Below are 16,626 nucleotides of genomic sequence, written 5' to 3' on the forward strand. Positions count from 1 at the left end.
CCGGCGTTAAGACCACCGCGAGGAAAGTTTCACCGGAGGCCGCCGGATCAGCCCAGTTCACAGCGTCGCGGCTCCCGAAACGTACCGAAACTTTCGACCTTTCATTGACACGTTTCGTTACATTTCTCACACTGACGAGCACTCACCTGCCGATCGATGCTCTGTGGAGGTACAGGCATGAGGTTACGATTGCGCAATGCCCTCGCCGTCGGGGCCGTGGGCGTCCTGACGGCCGGCCTGGCCGTGGTGGTCACGTCCACACCCGCCAGCGCCGCGAGCACCCTGGGCGCCTCGGCCCAGCAGAGCGGCCGCTACTTCGGCACCGCGATCAGCGCGAGCAGGCTCGGCGACTCGCAGTACACCTCGATCGCCAACGCCGAGTTCAACATGATCACGGCCGAGAACGAGATGAAGATCAACGCCACCGAGCCCAATCGGGGGCAGTTCAACTTCCAGGCCGCCGACCGGGTCTACAACTGGGCGGTGCAGAACGGCAAGCGGGTGCGCGGTCACACGCTGGCCTGGCACTCCCAGCAGCCGTCCTGGATGGAGCAGACGTCCGGGAGCTCCCTGCGCCAGGCGATGATCGACCACATCAACGGCGTGATGGGCTACTACAGGGGCAAGATCTACGCCTGGGACGTGGTCAACGAGGCCTTCGCCGACGGCAACTCCGGCGGGCGGCGCGACTCCAACCTCCAGCGGACCGGCAACGACTGGATCGAGGTGGCCTTCCGCACCGCGCGGGCCGCCGACCCGGCCGCCAAGCTCTGCTACAACGACTACAACATCGACAACTGGACGTGGGCCAAGACGCAGGGCGTCTACAACATGGTCCGCGACTTCAAGCAGCGCGGCGTGCCGATCGACTGCGTCGGGCTCCAGGCCCACTTCAACAGCGGCAGCCCGTACAACAGCAACTTCCGCACGACCATCTCCAGCTTCGCCGCGCTCGGCGTCGACGTGCAGATCACCGAGCTCGACATCCAGGGCGCGTCGGCGACGACCTACGCCGCCGTGGTGAACGACTGCCTGGCGGTGGCGCGGTGCACCGGCATCACCGTGTGGGGCGTCCGCGACCAGGACTCCTGGCGGTCGGGCGACACCCCGCTGCTGTTCAGCGGCGGCAACAAGAAGCCCGCCTACACCGCCGTGCTGAACGCGCTCAACGCCGCCCCGACCACCGGCCCCACGCCGACGGTCACCCCCTCGCCCAACCCCACCCCGACCCCGACGGTCAGCCCCGGGACCTCCTTCCGGCTGCGCAACGAGGGGGCGGGCCGATGCGTGGACTCGCCGAACAGCGCCTCGGCGAACGGCACCCTGCTGCAGATCTACGACTGCCACACCAACCCGAACCAGATGTTCGCCTACAGCTCGGGACGGCAGCTCCAGACCCTCGGCAAGTGCCTGGACTCCCCGACCGGCGCCGGGTCGGGCACCCGGGTCCAGCTCTGGGACTGCCACGGCAACAGCAACCAGCAGTGGGTCTTCAACTCCAACGGCACCGTCACCAGCGCCGCGAACAACCTGTGCCTGGCCGTCGGCGGCACCGGCAACTCCAGCACGGTGACCGTGGCGAGCTGCAACGGCAGCGCCAACCAGCGGTGGACCCGCGCGTGACCCCCTGAACGCCCACCGGTCCGGACGGCCGCCGTCCGGACCGGCCGGGGGTTGCACCGGCGTTAACGACCGCGTTCACCGCCGCGCAACGCCGGAACCGGGACATTCGGCGGCATGAAGCGAATCCTGACCACGGCGGTCGCCGCCGCCTTCCTGGCCACCCTCGTCGCCCCGCCCGCCCCGGCCGCCGCGACGGCCCCGCCCGCCTGCGCCCGGCCCACCGGCCCGCCGCCCGCCCCCGCTCCCCCGACGACGGTGGAGACGCTCGGGCAGGCGTACTTCTGCGTCCTGGCCAACTACTACGGCGGGCCCGGCCTGCGTACCCAGGACCTGCTGAAGGACGCGTTCGCCGCGTACACCGTGAACCTGCAGAGGCGCGGCGCGGACGTCGCGGGGCTCCAGCTTCCCGCGCTGACCGGAGACCGCGCCGCCGACTGGGCCGCCGCGGCCGGGGCGCTCGGCGAGGGCGACCCGGTGGCGCTGCGGGCGGCGATCGACGGGATGGTCGCGGGGCTGCGCGACAACCACGCCCACCACGAGGTGCCCGCGCCGCCGGAGGAGGAGGGGCCGGTGGGGACCGGCATCGTCGGCGCGTCCGGGATCAGCGGGCCGGGGCTCGACCCTGCGGCCCGGCCGCCGTTCTTCCTCACCGAGGTGATCAAGGGCAGCCCCGCCGACAAGGCCGGTGTCCGGCCCGGGGACATCGTGCGGGCGATCGACGGGGTGCCGGTCTGGGTGGGTGACACGCTCAACCCGCTGCTGCTCACGCAGGTGCAGCAGGCGTCGTTCACGATCACCCTGCAGCGCCCGACGACCGGCAAGGTCAGGACCGTGCGGCTCAAGGTGGGCCCGCTGACACGGCCGGAGCGGACACTGGCGGTCAAGGACGTGTCGGGCGCCCGGTACGTCCGGCTCCCCGGCTTCTACCGGGGCGCCGCCGACGAGGTGATCGCGGCGCTGCGCGGCGGCCCGAAGAAGGTCGTCCTCGACCTGCGCGGCAACGGCGGCGGCTCCCCCGACGAGGTCGTGCGGCTGCTGGGCGCGTTCGCGCACGGGAAGATCACGAGCTATTTCTGCCGGTACGACGGATCGTGCACCGCCAACAGGACCGACGACACCGTGCCTCTGCTCGGGGCCGAGCTGGTCGTGCTGACCGACCGGCGCTGCGCGTCGGCGTGCGAGGACTTCAGCGCGGCCGTCCACGACCACGCGATCGCCCCCATCGTCGGGACCCGCACGGCCGGGGCCGTCTCGGGCCCGGCCGGCCCGTGGCTGCTGAACGACGGCAGCGTCCTGCTGCTGCCGTCGGTACGCCACCTCGGCCCCAGCAAGCAGATCGTCGACACCGTCGGCGTCCCCGCCGACCACCACGCCCCGATGACGGCGCTGGACCTGGCGACCGGCCGCGACCCGGCCCTCCGCAAGGCCCTGTCCCTGCTCGCCGGATGAGCCCGGGTCTCAACGGCGGGCGACGGTCAGGACGTACAGGAGAAGACCGGCGGAGGTCAGGGCGAAGCCCGCCCAGACGGTGGACAGGACGCCCCAGCCGGCGTCGATGGTGATCGCGCCGCCGATCGCGCCGAGGGAGTTGGCCAGGTTAAGGGCGGCCAGGTTGAGCGCGCCCATCAGGGTCGGGGCCTCGGGGGCGAAGGCGGTCAGCCGGACCTGGATGGTGGGGATGGCGAACATCATGGTCGCGCCGACGCCGAACAGGCAGAGCAGCAGGATCGGCAGGCCGCTCCCGGCCACGCCGATGACCACCAGGAGGGCCAGGACGCCGCCGTACCCCCAGATCAGGCCGCGGTGCTCGAAGCGGTCGGCGACGCGCCCGCCGAGGTGGTTGCCGACCGCCATGCCGAGGCCGAAGACGGCCAGCGCGACCGGGATGAGCGCGGGGTCCCGCAGCGCCGCGTCGGTGACGAACGGGCCGATGAAGGTGTAGACGGCGAAGATGCTGGAGATGCCGAGCGCCGCGACGACGACCATCAGCCAGACGCCGGCCCGGCGCAGGCCGCCCAGCTCGGCGGCGATCGACCCGCCGCGCAGGTCGTCGGTGCTCGGCAGCCAGGCCACCAGGGCGATACCGGCGGCGAGGCCGACCGCGACCACGGCCCAGTACATGACGCGCCACCCGGCGTGCTGGCCGATGAGGGTGCCGAGCGGCGACCCGGCGATGGTGGCGAGGGTGAGCCCGCCCATGACCGTGGCGAAGGCCTTGCCGCCCTGGCCCGGCCCGTAGACGTAGGCCGCGACGACGGCCCCCGCGCCGAAGAACGCCCCCTGCACGCTGCCCGCCACGAACCGGAAGACGACGAGCGAGGCGATGCCGGGGGCCAGCGCGGACAGCCCGTTGCCCACGAGGAAGAGCACGACCAGGCCGAGCAGCAGCGTCCGCCGGTTCACCCGGGCGGCGAGCAGGGTGATCGCCGGGGAGCCGGCCACCACGCCGAGGGCGTAGGCGGTGATGGCGTAGGTGGCGACCGGGATCGACACGCCCAGGTCCGCCGCGAAGAGCTGGATGACGCCGTTGCTGCCGAACTCCCCGGTGCCGATCGCGAACGTGCCCAGGGCCAGGGCGAACAGGGTCAGCCGGGGATTCCTGATGGGCGAGACGGCGGCGGTGTGCCGCCTCTCCTCGGCGGTGCACTGGCCTGCGTACGCCTGTGCGTGCATCGTCATGGGGGGGACCTTTCGACGGGACTGGGGGGCACGTCGAATGGTGGGCGGCGGCTGTGGATGATCACTGAACGGCGGGTTCACGGATCGTCAAGTGGGCCGGGTTAACGTCAGCGCATGACCCGAACCCCGAGGAGTGCAGGATGCCCACCCGAGTGACCCGGCAGACCGTCGACCTGACCGCCTATCCCGACCTCATGGTCCTGTACCTCGGCATGCGGGTGAACCACCTGTACGGGATCAGGACCTTCTTCGGCTTCGGCCGGAAGATCCAGGAGTCGGTCGCGAGCAGGCCCGACGGGCTGCTGCTGCACGAGCCGGTCTACTACTCGTTCTTCCCGATGAACATGGGGATGCGCCAGTACTGGCGGGACCTCCCCTCGCTGCTGGAGTTCGCCCGGTCCGAGCCCCACCGGCAGTGGTGGCTGGACTTCCTGCGCGACTCGGGCGGCACCGGCTTCTGGCACGAGACCTACTCGATCAGGGGCGGCATGGAGGCCGTCTACGACGACGTGCCGAGACCGATCGGGTTCGGGCGGTTCGCCGGGGTGCGGCGCGCGCGGGGCCCGATGTTCGGCTCCGCCTCCCGGCTGGGACGCACCGACGACGACGGCGCCCCGGCCCTGAGCGAGTCGGACCTCTACGACTCCTAGCCGGGGATCTTCAGTCCGAGGAGGTGCTCGGCGTTGACGTGGGCGAACTTGGCCTTGTCGAGCGCGCTGAGCGGGGCGCCGTCGACGAAGGCGCGGGCGTCGGCGTCGGGGGCGAACGGGGTGTCGGCGGCGAACATCACGCGGTCGGGGCCGAGCACGTCGACGGCCTGCCGGAGCATCCGGTGGCTGAGGATCCCGCCCGCCGTGACGTTGAGGTTGCCGGTGACGTAGCCGAGGACCCGCCGCTCCAGGTGGGTGGCGTCCTCGCTGAGCAGGTCGGCCCGGTCGGCGAACGGCACGAGCATCTCACCCCAGTGGCCCAGGATGAGCTGGAGCCGGGGATGGCGGTCGAAGAGGCCGCTCAGGATCAGCCGGAGCGCGGCCAGCCCGGCCTCGGCGTGCCACCCCCAGCCCGCGGTGGCCAGCCGGGTGGCGGTCGGGGTGTCGAATCCGCCATACAGGGCGTCGGTGATCGGTCGCGGGGGCACCGCCGGGTGGAGGTACAACGGGACCCCCAGCTCGGCGGTCGCGTCGAACACCGGCCGGAAGGCGTCGCCGTCGACGAACGCGCCCCCGGCGCGGGGGAAGATCATCGCGCCCGCGAAGCCCAGCCGGTTGACCGCGCGCTCCAGCTCCGCCGCCGCGGCGTGCGGGTCGGTCATCGGCAGCGTGGCGAAGGCCGCGTAACGGCTGGGCTGCCGCTGGACGGCGTCGGCCAGGAAGTCGTTGGCGTCCCGGGCCAGCGGCACCGCCTCCCGCGGCGGCAGGGTCTGGGTGCCGGGCGTCGAGATCGACAGCACCTGCACGTCGACGCCGGTGGCGTCCATCCGGGCCAGCCGCTCCGGGCCGACGTCGAGGAGACGGCGGTTGAGCTCGCCGTGGCCGTTCCTGCGGTAGACCGCGTCGGACCCGTCATCACTGAGCAGGGCCGTTCTCAGCTCAGGGGTCCACACGTGCTCCTCGACGCCGATCACGGGCCGCATGCGGGCCACCCCCCTCACCCACCACGCTAGAACCCCGGGCCGATGCCGGGGGCAAAGGTCTGTGGCCTGGACGACAGGTGAGGGGAGATCAGCGAGCTGTCAGAGGAGGCCGCGCCGGTAGGCGGCGACCAGGCGGCGCGGCACCAGCAGGCGGCGGCCCTCGGCCACGATGGGCACGAGATCGGTCGCGGTGGCCTTCCACCGGGCCCGCCGGTGGCGGGTGTTGCTCCGGGACGTCTTCCGCTTCGGGACGGCCACGCCTACCAGCTCGCCTTCGTGACGCCGGGCAGTTCGCCCCGGTGGGCCATCTCGCGGAACCTGACCCGGGAGAGGCCGAACTTGGTCAGGTGGCCGCGCGGCCGTCCGTCGACCGCGTCGCGGTTGCGCACCCGGGTCGCGCTGGCGTCGCGGGGCTGGCGGGCCAGTTCCCGGGCAGCGGCGGCCCTCTCCTCGGCGGAGCCGGTGCGGATGAGCTCCTTCAGTTCGGCCCTGCGGGGGGCGTACCGGGCCACGACCGCCCGGCGCCGCTCGTCAGCGGCGATCTTGCTCTTCTTGGCCATCAGACCTTCTCTCCTCGGGCGCGGATCCGGGCCACGGCCGCCTCGACGCCGATCTTGTCCACCGTCTTGATCGCGCGGGCGCTGAGGGTGAGCCGGACGTACCGGTCCTCTCCCGGCAGCCAGTAGCGGCGGTTCTGGATGTTGGGGTTCCAGCGGCGGCGGGTGCGCCGGTGGGAGTGGGAGACGTTGTTGCCGAAGACGGGCCCGACCCCGGTCAGCTGGCACCTCATCGGTCCTCCCGGAACTCGACGTGCCGGCGGGCGATCGGGTCGTACTTGCTGAGGGTGAGGCGGCCGGGGTCGTTGCGGCGGTTCTTGCGGGTCACGTACGTGTAGCCGGTTCCTGCGGTCGACCGCAGTTTGATCACCGGCCGTAGCTCGTTTCTGGCCATGGCAGGATGGTAATGATAATTGTTTTCATTCGCCACTCAGGAGGTCGCCATGACCACCCCCGTCGTCCTGGTCGCCGGTCTGCACTCCACGGCCCGCACCGCCACCGTCCAACGGCTGCTGACCGCCCACCCCGGCGCGGTGGCCGTCCACCACGACCTGCGCGAGGTCTCCTCCGGCCGGGTCGAGCGGGTCGTGCGCGACGCCTCCGGCGTGCTGGAGCGCGCCGAGGTGCGGCTGGCGCACGGGTGCGTCACCTGCACCGTCAGGGAGGACCTGCTGCCGGAGCTGCTCCGGCGGGCCGGAGCGGCGTCGTTGCTGATCGTGGACCTGTGGGACGCGGTCGAGCCGCGCACAGTGGCTGAGGCGCTCGACACCGAGGAGGCCGCCGCGACGCTGCGGCTGACCTGCGTCGCGACCGCGCTGGACGCCGCCCATCTGCCCGTCGACATCGCCCGGGGCGAGCGCCTGTCGGAGACGGTGCACGGCACCGGGAACGACCGGCGGCACCTGGCCGAGGTGCTGGCCCGGCAGGTCGAGTACGCCACCGCCCTGGTCCTGCACGGCGGCGACGAGGACGACCACGACCTCTCGCGCGCCCTGCTGGCCCACCTCGCCCCCGCGACGCCGGTCGCCGCCCCGCTGCCCGAGGTGACCGGGCCCGCTCTCCGCACCCCCGTGCTGGCCGACCGCGTCGACCCCGCCACCGCCGTGCTCCCCTGCGACGCGAGCACCGGCGAGGTCACCACCGTCGTCTGGCACCGGCTGCGCCCGCTGCACCCCGCCCGCCTGTACGAGGCCCTCGACGACCTGGTCACCGAGACGGTCCGCTCCCGCGGCCGGTTCTGGCTGGCCACCCGGCACGACCGCCTGCTCGGCTGGGACGCCGTGGCGGGCGCGATGTCGGTCGAGGACGCGGGCCCCTGGCTGGCCTCGCTGCCGGAGGCCGCCTGGGACCTGGTCTCCCCCGCCCGCCGGGCGGCCGCCGCCCTCGACTGGACCGAGGCCCTCGGCGACCGCGTCCAGCACCTGGTCTTCGTCGGGCCCGACCTCGACCGCGCCCGCATCCACGCCCTGCTCGACTCCTGCCTGCTGACCCCGGAGGAGGCCGTGGCGGGGTCGGCCGCGTGGGCCGGCTACGAGGACCCCTTCGCGCCGCTCCTGGAGACCGCCTGAGTTTTTACGTTTTCTTGACGCACCGCCTCCGGAGGATCGGTACGCGGCATCACTAGCGTGTGCACTCGTCCTACTTGCCCCAAATTGCACAGGTGGCCCGGTGACCGGCACGCTCCGCGACCGAACAGTGCGGCAATGGCTCCTGAAGGGCCTGAAACGCCCCGAAGGACTGGCCGGGCCGTCACACGACGAGGAGTCGCCCGAACACCAGCACTCCTGGTGGCAGGTCATGTGCCTGACCGGCGTCGACTACTTCTCCACCCTCGGCTACCAGCCGGGCATCGCCGCGCTGGCGGCGGGCGCGCTGAGCCCCGTCGCCACGCTGGTCCTGGTCGCGCTGACGCTGTTCGGGGCGCTGCCCACCTACCGGGCGGTGGCCGAGCAGAGCCCCCACGGGCTGGGCTCGCTGGCGATGCTGGAGCGGCTGCTGCCGGGCTGGCGCGGCAAGCTGCTGGTGCTGTTCCTGCTCGGGTTCGTGGCCACGGCGTTCATCATCACGATCACCCTGTCGGCCGCCGACGCCACCGCGCACATCCTGCACAACCCGTTCGTGCCCGAGGCCCTGGCCGGGTGGCAGGTGCCGGTGACGCTGGCGCTCATCGCCGGGCTGGGCGGGGTCTTCCTGGCCGGCTTCAGCGAGGCGATCTCCGTCGCGGTCGTCCTGGTGGCCGTCTACCTGCTGCTCAACGTGGTCGTGGTGGGCACCGCCGTCGAACACGCGGTGACCGCGCCCGAGAAGCTGGTCGGCTGGCAGGACACGCTGAACTCCGACTACGCCAGCCCCCTGGCGATGGTCGCGGTCGCGCTGTACGTGATGCCGAAACTCGCCCTCGGGCTGTCCGGCTTCGAGACGGGCGTGGCCGTCATGCCGCTGGTCAGGGGCGACGTCGTCCAGCGGGTCAGGGGCACCCGCAAGCTGCTGACCACGGCCGCGCTCATCATGAGCGTCTTCCTGATCGCCTCCAGCTTCGCCACGACCGTGCTCATCCCCCCGGCGGAGTTCGCCGAGGGCGGCTCGGCCAACGGCCGGGCGCTGGCCTACCTGGCCCACCTGTATCTCGGCGACTGGTTCGGCACCGCCTACGACCTGTCCACCATCGCGATCCTGTGGTTCGCCGGGGCGTCCGCGCTGGCCGGGCTGCTCAACATCGTGCCGCGCTACCTCCCCCGGTACGGCATGGCCCCCGACTGGACCCGCGCCTCGCGGCCCATGGTGCTGGTCTTCACCGCCATCGCCTTCCTCATCACGGTGGTCTTCGGCGCCGAGGTCGAGTCGCAGGGCGGGGCGTACGCCACCGGCGTGCTCGCGCTCATCCTGTCGGCGGCGGTGGCCGTCACCCTGGCGGCGTGGACGAAGCGGCGCACCCGCCCGGCGCTCTTCTTCGGCGTGGTCACCCTGTTCTTCGCCTACGCCACCGTCGCCAACATCATCGAACGCCCCGACGGCCTGGTCATCGCGCTGCTGTTCGTGCTGGCCATCGTGGTGGTCTCGCTGGTCTCCCGGGCGACCCGCTCCACCGAACTGCGCGTCACCAGCATCAGCCTCGACGACGCCGCCCGCCGCTTCGTCAACGAGGCGGGCGAGCTCTACATCATCGCCAACGAGCCCAACGGCCGCGAGGCCAGGGAGTACGTCGACAAGGCGCGCGAGGCCTGGGAGCTGCACCGCCTGCGCACCCGGGAGGGCCTGCTGTTCCTGGAGGTCACCGTGCCCGACGCCTCGGAGTTCGCCGGGGAACTGCGCGTGGTCGGCGAGGAGCGCCACGGGTTCCGGATCCTGCGCACGCAGAGCACGACCGTCGCCAACGCCATCGCCGCCCTGCTGCTGCACCTGCGCGACGAGACCGGCAAGACCCCGCACGTCTACTTCCACTGGGCCGCCGAGGGCAACCCGATCGGCGCGCTGCTGCGCTACCTCGTCTTCGGCGGCGGCGACATCCCGCCGCTGACCCGCGAGGTGCTCCGCCAGGCCGAGCCCGACCCGGCCCGCCGCCCGGTCGTCCACGTCGGCTGACCCTGCTCGGCGACTGGGTGTCGGGCCTGTTCTCCCGTGAGGCCCTGCGCACCTATCTCGGGCTGGCCGACTCCGACTGGGGCTTCATCCAGGGCGAGGCGACCCTGGAGGTCGCCGAGAGGCTCGACGACCTGCGCGACCGGATGCCCGGCGAGTTCTACGACCTGATCGCCGGCCTGGGCCGTCCGCCCGCCGTCGAGGACCTCGACATCTAGCCCCGTCCCATCCCAGGCGGTCCGCCGGACCGCCATGCCGCCATGCCCGTAAGCCAGCTATTCAGCATTGCTATGTACCAGTAGTCAGTGTTACTTTGTACCGGTAGTCAGCGACACCGAGTACCCAGCCTTTAGGGGGCAACCAGCCATGACCACACCACCGGCGCAGGCGATCAGCGTGCGCGGCCTGGAGAAGTCGTACAAGGATCTGAAGGTTCTGAAGGGCGTGCACTTCGAGGTGGCGCGGGGCAGCATCTTCGCCCTGCTCGGCTCGAACGGCGCGGGCAAGACCACGGTCGTGCGGATCCTGGCCACCCTGCTCACGGGCGACGCGGGCGCGGCCCGCGTCAACGGCTTCGACGTCGCCGCCCAGCCCGCCAGGGTGCGCGAGTCGATCAGCCTCACCGGGCAGTTCGCGGCCGTCGACGAGATCCTCACCGGGCGCGAGAACCTGGTGATGGTCGCCAGGCTGCGACACCTCAAGGACCCGGGCGCGATCGCCGACGACCTGCTCCGGCGGTTCTCGCTGACCGACGCCGGCGGCCGCCGGGTGGGGACCTACTCGGGCGGCATGCGCCGCCGCCTCGACATCGCGATGAGCCTCATCGGGAACCCGCCGGTCATCTTCCTCGACGAGCCGACGACCGGCCTCGACCCCCAGGCGCGCATCGAGGTCTGGCAGTCCGTCAAGGAGCTCGCCGCCCACGGCACGACTGTCCTGCTCACCACGCAGTACCTGGACGAGGCCGAGCACCTCGCCGACCGCATCGCCATCCTCCACGAGGGCCGGATCATCGTGAACGGCACCCTCGCCGAGCTCAAGCGGCTGCTTCCGCCCGCCAAGGTCGAATACGTGGAGAAGCAGCCCACCCTCGAAGACGTCTTCCTCTCCCTCGTCGGCGCCGACCCCAAGGACCCGCGATGACCACCCATTTCTTCGGCGACACCTCCGTCCTGCTCGGACGGTCCCTGCGCCACATCACCCGCAGCGTCGACACCATCATCACGACCACGATCATGCCGATCATGTTCCTGCTGCTGTTCGTGTACGTCTTCGGCGGCGCGATCCAGACCGGATCGGACTCCTATGTGAACTACCTGCTGCCCGGCATCCTGATCATGACCGTCGCCTCGGGCATCTCCTACACCGCCTACCGGCTCTTCCTCGACCTCCAGGGCGGCATCTTCGAGCGGTTCCAGTCGATGCCGATCGCCCGTTCGGCGGTGCTGTGGGCCCACGTGCTGACCTCGATGGTGGCCAATCTGCTCTCGGTCGTGGTCGTCGTGCTGGTCGCCCTGCTCATGGGCTTCCGCTCCTCGGCGGGCCTGATGGCCTGGCTCGCGGTCGCCGGTGTGCTGGTCCTGTTCACCCTGGCGCTGACCTGGCTCGCCGTCATCCCCGGCCTGTCGGCCAAAACCATCGACGGCGCGAGCGCGTTCGCCTACCCGATCGTCTTCCTGCCCTTCATCAGCTCGGCGTTCGTGCCCACCGACGGCATGCCCGGCCCGGTGCGCTTCTTCGCCGAATACCAGCCGGTGACCTCCATCGTCAACGCCATGCGCGACCTGTTCTCCCAGCAGCCGGTCGGCACCGGCATCTGGGTCGCCCTCGGCTGGTGCGCGGGCCTCCTCGTGGTCGCCTACGCCTTCGCGATGGCCACCTACCGCCGCAAGATCTCCTAGCTCGACCCTGGGGTTTTCCTCAGGACGAAACGGCGACCCGCCTCATTCCGCCCCTACCCTGGACGTTCGTAGCCTCTGCCCCATGACAGATTGGCTGGTCGGACTCATGGAGAGCCTCGGAGCGCCCGGCGCGGGGCTGGCGATCGCACTGGAGAACCTCTTCCCTCCCCTCCCCAGCGAGGTGATCCTCCCGCTGGCCGGGTTCACCGCCTCCCAGGGCGAGATGCGGCTGCTCGACGTGCTGCTGTGGACCACGGCGGGGTCGGTCGCGGGGGCGCTGGCCCTCTACGGGATCGGCGCGCTGCTCGGCCGGGAGCGCACAGTGGCGCTGGCCGCCCGGATCCCGCTGCTGAAGCTCTCCGACATCGACAGGACCGAGGCCTGGTTCCTCCGCCACGGCCGCAAGACCGTCTTCTTCGGGCGGATGATCCCCCTGTTCCGCAGCCTCATCTCCCTCCCCGCAGGGGTCGAGCGGATGCCGCTCGGCACGTTCACCCTGCTCACCACGCTCGGCAGCCTGGTCTGGAACACGATCTTCGTGCTGGCCGGCTACGCGCTGGGCGAGAACTGGCCGCTGGTCGAGACCTACGCCGGGGCGGGCAGCAAGGTCGTGCTCGCCCTCGTCGGGATCGCGGTGCTCGGGTTCGCGGGCGTCCGGCTCGCCGAGCGGCGCAAGGGGCGGCATGCGGCTCGCGGGTGAAGGGCTGCGGCTGCTCGGGGCGGTGGTCCTCGGTACGGTCACCGCCCTGCTCGGCCTGGTCTTCCTCCTCGGGGCGCTGCCGTTCGCCGGTCGTCCGGGGGTGCGGGCGGCGGCCCGGCGGCTGACCCTCCTGGAGGTCCGGCGGCTGGGGCTCGACCCGGCGGAGCTCGCACCCGGCGGGCGGGAGCTGCGCTACCTGGCCGCCCGGATCCCGGTCGGAATCCTCGGCGGGCTCGTGGCCTTCCTGCTCGTGCTCGGCGCGGGGGCGGCCGTGGCCGTCGCCTGGTCGTGGTCGCGGGGGCTGCCGGTCGACGGCATGACGTTCAGCCCCGGCCTGCTCGCCTACGCCGGGCTGTCCGGGGTCGTGCTGCTGTTCCTGGACCTGTCGGGGCTGGTCGGCGTGCGGGCGCTGGAACGGCGGCTGGCGCTGCGCCTGCTCGGGCCCGACCCGACCGAGGCGCTGCGCCGCCGCATCGCCGAACTGGCCGAGAGCCGGGCCGGGGCGCTGGCGGCCGTCGACCACGAGCGGCGGCGGATCGAGCGGGACCTGCACGACGGCATGCAGCAGCGGCTCGTCGCGCTGTCCATGCTCATCGGGCGCGCCCGCCGGGGCCGCCCGGAACTGCTCGCCCAGGCCCACGAGCAGGCGCAGGAGGCGCTGGCCGAGCTGCGCGAGGTGGCCTGGCGGGTCTACCCGTCGGGCCTCGACGCCCTGGGGCTGGCCGACGCGCTGGCGGGGGTGGCCGAACGGGCGGGCGTGCCGGTGAAGGTCGTCTGCGACCTGCCCGGACGCCCGCCCGAGCCGGTGGAGACGGCGGCCTATTTCGTGGTCAGCGAGGCGGTGACCAACGCGGCCAAGCACGCCCGCGCGAGCGGGGTCACGGTCGAGGTGCGGCGGTGCGCCAGGATGGTCGTCGTGCGCATCCACGACGACGGCGTCGGCGGGGCCGACCCGGCGGGCGGCGGCATGTCCGGGCTGGCCCGCCGGGTGGCCGCGCTCGACGGCCGTCTCACCGTGACCAGCCCGCCCGGCGGGCCCACCACGATCGAGGCGGAGCTCCCGTGCGGGTGATCCTGGCGGAGGACTCGACGCTGCTGCGCGAGGGGCTCGTGCGGCTGCTGGCCGAGGAGGGCCACGACGTCGTGGCCGCCGTCGGCGACGGGACGGCCCTGGTCGAGGCGGTGGCCCTCCACCGGCCCGACGTGGTGACGGTCGACGTCCGGATGCCGCCCACCCACACCGACGAGGGCCTGCGCGCCGCGCTGGAGATCCGGCGGCGCTGGCCGCAGGTGCGGGTGCTGGTGCTGTCGCAGTACGTGGAGAAGAAGTACGCCGCCGAACTCATGAGCTCCGACGTCGAGGGCGTCGGCTACCTGCTCAAGGACCGGGTGGCCCAGGTGGGCGACTTCCTCGACGCGCTGGAGCGGGTGGGCGCGGGCGGCGCGGCCTTCGACCCCGAGGTCGTGCGGCAGCTGCTCGCCCGCACCAGCCACGCCGACCCGCTGGCCCGGCTCACCGCCCGGGAGCGCGAGGTCCTGGAGCTGATGGCCCAGGGCCTGACCAACGCCTCGATCGCCCAAGCGCTGCACGTCTCGCAGAGCGCGGTGGAGAAGCACGTCAACGCCCTGTTCGACAAGCTCTCCCTGTCACAGACGACCGGCTACAGCCGCCGCGTCCTGGCGGTCCTGCGCTACCTGGGCTCCTGAGCCGACCGGCTCGTCCAGGTCCCGGTCGCGGGTCTCCGGGGCCAGCACGACGGCCGTGCAGCAGATCAGCGCGCACCCCGTGATCAGCGCCGAGATCGGCCACGACGCGCCCCCCGCCGCCGCGACCAGGGCCGTGGCCACCAGCGGGGCGGGGCCGCTGCTCAGCGCCGCCCCCCACTCCCGCACGACGGCGATGCCGCTGTACCGGTGGCGGGTGTCGAACAGCTCGGCGAACAGCGCCGCCTGCGCGGCGAACATGGCGGTGATGCCGATCCCGTACGCGACGGTCACCGACAGCACGATGAGCACCGGCTCGCGGGTCTCCAGCAGCCGGAACATCGGGAACGCGAACAGCGCCAGCAGGACCGCCCCGCCCAGGAACACCGGCCGGCGGCCGACCCGGTCGCTGAGCAGGCCGAACAGCGGCCCGGCGACGATGGCCATGGCCGAGGAGACGACGTTGGCGATCAGGGCGACCGTCGCCGGCACGCCGAGGGTCCGGCTCACGTACGACAGCACGAAGACCTGGATGAGGTAGCCCATCGCGCCGTAGGGCGCGGTGGCGAAGAACAGCAGCAGCACGCTGCGGGGCTGCCTGCGCACCACCTCCATCAGCGGGAACCGGCTCACCCCGCGCTCGCGCTGCCGCTCGAACACCTCCGACTCGGGCAGCCGCGACCTGACCCACAGGCCGAGCGCCACTCCGGCCAGGCTCAGCAGGAACGGCAGCCGCCAGCCCCACTCCTGGAAGCCGGGCAGCGCCGAGGCCGCCGTGAAGACCAGCGTGGCCAGCAGGATGCCGCCCGACACCCCGGCCCCGGGCAGCGAGGCCCACAGTCCGCGCCGCCGGTGCTCGCTGGCCTCGGCCGCCATGACCAGCGCCCCGGCGAACTCGGCCCCCGCCCCGAAGCCCTGCGCCACCCGCAGCACCACCAGCAGGACCGGGGCCAGCACACCCGCGCTCTCGTAGGTGGGCAGCAGCCCGATGGCCGCCGTGGACACGCCCATCAGCAGCAACGTGGCGGCGAGCGCCGGGCGGCGGCCGAGGCGGTCGCCGAAGTGGCTGAAGACCGCGCCGCCGACCGGCCGGGCGACGAAGCCCACGGCGAAGGCGGCCATCGAGCCGAGGGTGCCCGCCACGGGACTGCCGGCGGGGAAGAACTGCTCGTTGAAGACGAGGGCGGCGGCCAGCCCGAAGAGCGCGAAGTCGTACCACTCCACGACGCTGCCCACCACCGCGGCGCTGACGACGCGTCTCGCGGTCATGATCACTTCTCCCGCAGGACGGACGCCAGGAAGCGCCCGGCCTGGTCGATGGCCATCGCGGCGGCGTGGGTGCCGCGCAGCGCGTTGAGCGTGACGAACCCGTGGATCACCCCGTCGTAGCGGACGGAGGTGGCCCTGACCCCGGCCGCCCGCATCCGCGCCGCGTAGGCCTCGCCCTCGTCGCGCAGGATGTCGGCCTCGGCCGTGACGACCAGGGCCGGGGGCAGCGCCGCGAGGTCGGCGTCGGTGGCGCGCAGCGGGCTGGCGGTCATCTCGGTCCGGTGCACCGGGTCGGGCAGGTACTGGTCCCACGACCAGCGCATGTCGGCGGCGCGCAGGAAGTGGCCCTCGGCGAACTCCCGGTAGGAGCCGGTGTCGAAGGAGGCGTCGGTGGCCGGGCAGAGCAGCAGCTGCCCGGCCAGGCCGTGCGGGTCGACCAGGGCCAGCGCGGCGGCCAGCGCGCCGCCCTCGGCGTCACCGGCGACCGCGACCCGGGCGGGGTCGAGGCCGTGGCCGTCGCCGTGCGTGCGGATCCAGTCGAGGGCGGCGCGGGCCTCGCGCAGCGCGACCGGGTAGCGGGCCTCGGGCGCGCGGGTGTAGTCGGCGAAGGCCACGGCCGCGCCGGAGCCGAGGGCCAGTTCGCGGGCCAGCCGCCCGTGGCTGTCCTCGCCGCCGAAGACCCAGCCGCCGTGCAGGTAGAGCACGACGGGCAGCGGGCCTTCGGCCCCCGCCGGGCGGAAGAGCGTCAGGCCCGCGTCCGGGAGGCTCTCCCGGGTGACGCCGGGGACGAAGAACTCCGGGTGCTGGAGGTCGCGGATGGCGGCGCGGGCCTCGGCGGGGGGCATGCCGTACAGGAAGGGCGGCTGGGCGGTGGCGTCGGCCAGCGCTCGGGCGGCGGGGTCCAGCACGGGTCTGCGCATGACGGCTCCAGGGGTCGACGCCGGAGTCGACCTTAGGACGGGACCTGCTTCCCGGACATTC

At 72.6% G+C, this 16,626-nt stretch carries 19 protein-coding genes; 11 read left to right on the forward strand and 8 right to left on the reverse strand.

Annotated features, from left to right (window positions below):
• Window positions 1-177 precede the first annotated feature (177 nt).
• On the forward strand, window positions 178-1,623 hold the full coding sequence (locus AW270_RS11375; RefSeq protein WP_245674672.1) for an endo-1,4-beta-xylanase: 1,446 nt from the start codon (window positions 178-180) through the stop codon (window positions 1,621-1,623).
• Window positions 1,624-1,737: 114 nt separating this feature from the next.
• Window positions 1,738-3,072: a S41 family peptidase gene (locus tag AW270_RS11380; RefSeq protein WP_061293698.1), complete on the forward strand. Its 1,335-nt coding sequence runs from the start codon at window positions 1,738-1,740 to the stop codon at window positions 3,070-3,072.
• 9 nt (window positions 3,073-3,081) lie between these two features.
• On the opposite strand, the gene AW270_RS11385 is transcribed toward AW270_RS11380, so the two are convergent.
• Window positions 3,082-4,302: an MFS transporter gene (locus AW270_RS11385; protein ID WP_218009183.1), complete on the reverse strand. Its 1,221-nt coding sequence runs from the start codon at window positions 4,300-4,302 to the stop codon at window positions 3,082-3,084.
• A 140-nt stretch (window positions 4,303-4,442) separates the two neighbouring features.
• Between AW270_RS11385 and AW270_RS11390 the strand changes: the two genes are divergently transcribed.
• Complete coding sequence (locus AW270_RS11390; RefSeq protein WP_061293700.1) at window positions 4,443-4,952, forward strand: monooxygenase family protein; 510 nt, start codon at window positions 4,443-4,445, stop codon at window positions 4,950-4,952.
• Here AW270_RS11390 and AW270_RS11395 read toward each other — a convergent pair.
• The 5 genes from AW270_RS11395 to rpmG all read right to left on the reverse strand — a co-directional run bounded on the left by AW270_RS11395 (window position 4,949) and on the right by rpmG (window position 6,886).
• A complete protein-coding gene (locus AW270_RS11395) occupies window positions 4,949-5,935 on the reverse strand; it encodes an amidohydrolase family protein (protein WP_061293702.1) in 987 nt (328 codons plus the stop codon). The genes AW270_RS11390 and AW270_RS11395 overlap by 4 nt on opposite strands.
• A 99-nt stretch (window positions 5,936-6,034) precedes the next feature.
• Complete coding sequence (gene rpmF / locus AW270_RS11400) at window positions 6,035-6,193, reverse strand: 50S ribosomal protein L32 (protein ID WP_061293703.1); 159 nt, start codon at window positions 6,191-6,193, stop codon at window positions 6,035-6,037.
• A gap of 2 nt (window positions 6,194-6,195) precedes the next feature.
• Window positions 6,196-6,495 carry a 30S ribosomal protein S14 gene (gene rpsN, locus AW270_RS11405; RefSeq protein ID WP_061293705.1) on the reverse strand — a complete coding sequence of 100 codons (300 nt, stop codon included), beginning with the start codon at window positions 6,493-6,495 and terminating at the stop codon, window positions 6,196-6,198.
• Window positions 6,495-6,725 (reverse strand): 50S ribosomal protein L28, encoded by a 231-nt coding sequence (rpmB, locus tag AW270_RS11410; protein ID WP_061293707.1) that lies wholly within the window; start codon window positions 6,723-6,725, stop codon window positions 6,495-6,497. The genes rpsN and rpmB overlap by 1 nt, the downstream gene beginning before the upstream one ends.
• The gene (gene rpmG, locus AW270_RS11415) at window positions 6,722-6,886 is read right to left on the reverse strand and encodes a 50S ribosomal protein L33 (protein WP_061293709.1); all 165 of its coding nucleotides are present in this window, start codon (window positions 6,884-6,886) and stop codon (window positions 6,722-6,724) included. Before rpmG ends, rpmB begins: the two co-directional genes overlap by 4 nt.
• Before the next feature lie 49 nt (window positions 6,887-6,935).
• Between rpmG and AW270_RS11420 the strand changes: the two genes are divergently transcribed.
• From AW270_RS11420 to AW270_RS11455, 8 genes are all read left to right on the forward strand, one after another.
• A complete protein-coding gene (locus AW270_RS11420; protein WP_061293711.1) occupies window positions 6,936-8,060 on the forward strand; it encodes a CobW family GTP-binding protein in 1,125 nt (374 codons plus the stop codon).
• A gap of 100 nt (window positions 8,061-8,160) precedes the next feature.
• Window positions 8,161-10,074: a hypothetical protein gene (locus AW270_RS11425; protein ID WP_061293714.1), complete on the forward strand. Its 1,914-nt coding sequence runs from the start codon at window positions 8,161-8,163 to the stop codon at window positions 10,072-10,074.
• 17 nt (window positions 10,075-10,091) lie between these two features.
• Window positions 10,092-10,289, forward strand: coding sequence for a hypothetical protein (locus AW270_RS11430; RefSeq protein ID WP_061293716.1), 198 nt, complete (start codon window positions 10,092-10,094; stop codon window positions 10,287-10,289).
• 148 nt (window positions 10,290-10,437) lie between these two features.
• Window positions 10,438-11,214 carry an ABC transporter ATP-binding protein gene (locus AW270_RS11435; protein WP_061293719.1) on the forward strand — a complete coding sequence of 259 codons (777 nt, stop codon included), beginning with the start codon at window positions 10,438-10,440 and terminating at the stop codon, window positions 11,212-11,214.
• The gene (locus AW270_RS11440) at window positions 11,211-11,972 is read left to right on the forward strand and encodes an ABC transporter permease (protein ID WP_061293721.1); all 762 of its coding nucleotides are present in this window, start codon (window positions 11,211-11,213) and stop codon (window positions 11,970-11,972) included. Before AW270_RS11435 ends, AW270_RS11440 begins: the two co-directional genes overlap by 4 nt.
• An 82-nt stretch (window positions 11,973-12,054) precedes the next feature.
• On the forward strand, window positions 12,055-12,672 hold the full coding sequence (locus tag AW270_RS11445; protein ID WP_061293723.1) for a DedA family protein: 618 nt from the start codon (window positions 12,055-12,057) through the stop codon (window positions 12,670-12,672).
• The gene (locus AW270_RS11450) at window positions 12,656-13,744 is read left to right on the forward strand and encodes a sensor histidine kinase (RefSeq protein ID WP_061293725.1); all 1,089 of its coding nucleotides are present in this window, start codon (window positions 12,656-12,658) and stop codon (window positions 13,742-13,744) included. Before AW270_RS11445 ends, AW270_RS11450 begins: the two co-directional genes overlap by 17 nt.
• Window positions 13,735-14,379, forward strand: a complete 645-nt coding sequence (locus AW270_RS11455) for a response regulator (protein WP_061293727.1) — start codon at window positions 13,735-13,737, stop codon at window positions 14,377-14,379. The genes AW270_RS11450 and AW270_RS11455 overlap by 10 nt, the downstream gene beginning before the upstream one ends.
• Here AW270_RS11455 and AW270_RS11460 read toward each other — a convergent pair.
• Window positions 14,320-15,645, reverse strand: coding sequence for an MFS transporter (locus tag AW270_RS11460; protein ID WP_061293729.1), 1,326 nt, complete (start codon window positions 15,643-15,645; stop codon window positions 14,320-14,322). The two genes, AW270_RS11455 and AW270_RS11460, sit on opposite strands and share 60 nt — an antisense overlap.
• Before the next feature lie 2 nt (window positions 15,646-15,647).
• Window positions 15,648-16,565: an alpha/beta hydrolase gene (locus AW270_RS11465; protein ID WP_061293730.1), complete on the reverse strand. Its 918-nt coding sequence runs from the start codon at window positions 16,563-16,565 to the stop codon at window positions 15,648-15,650.
• Between the last annotated feature and the right edge of the window lie 61 nt (window positions 16,566-16,626).

The organism is Herbidospora cretacea (genome assembly GCF_001570605.1).
In the GTDB taxonomy this organism is placed as follows: Bacteria; Actinomycetota; Actinomycetes; order Streptosporangiales; family Streptosporangiaceae; genus Herbidospora; species Herbidospora cretacea.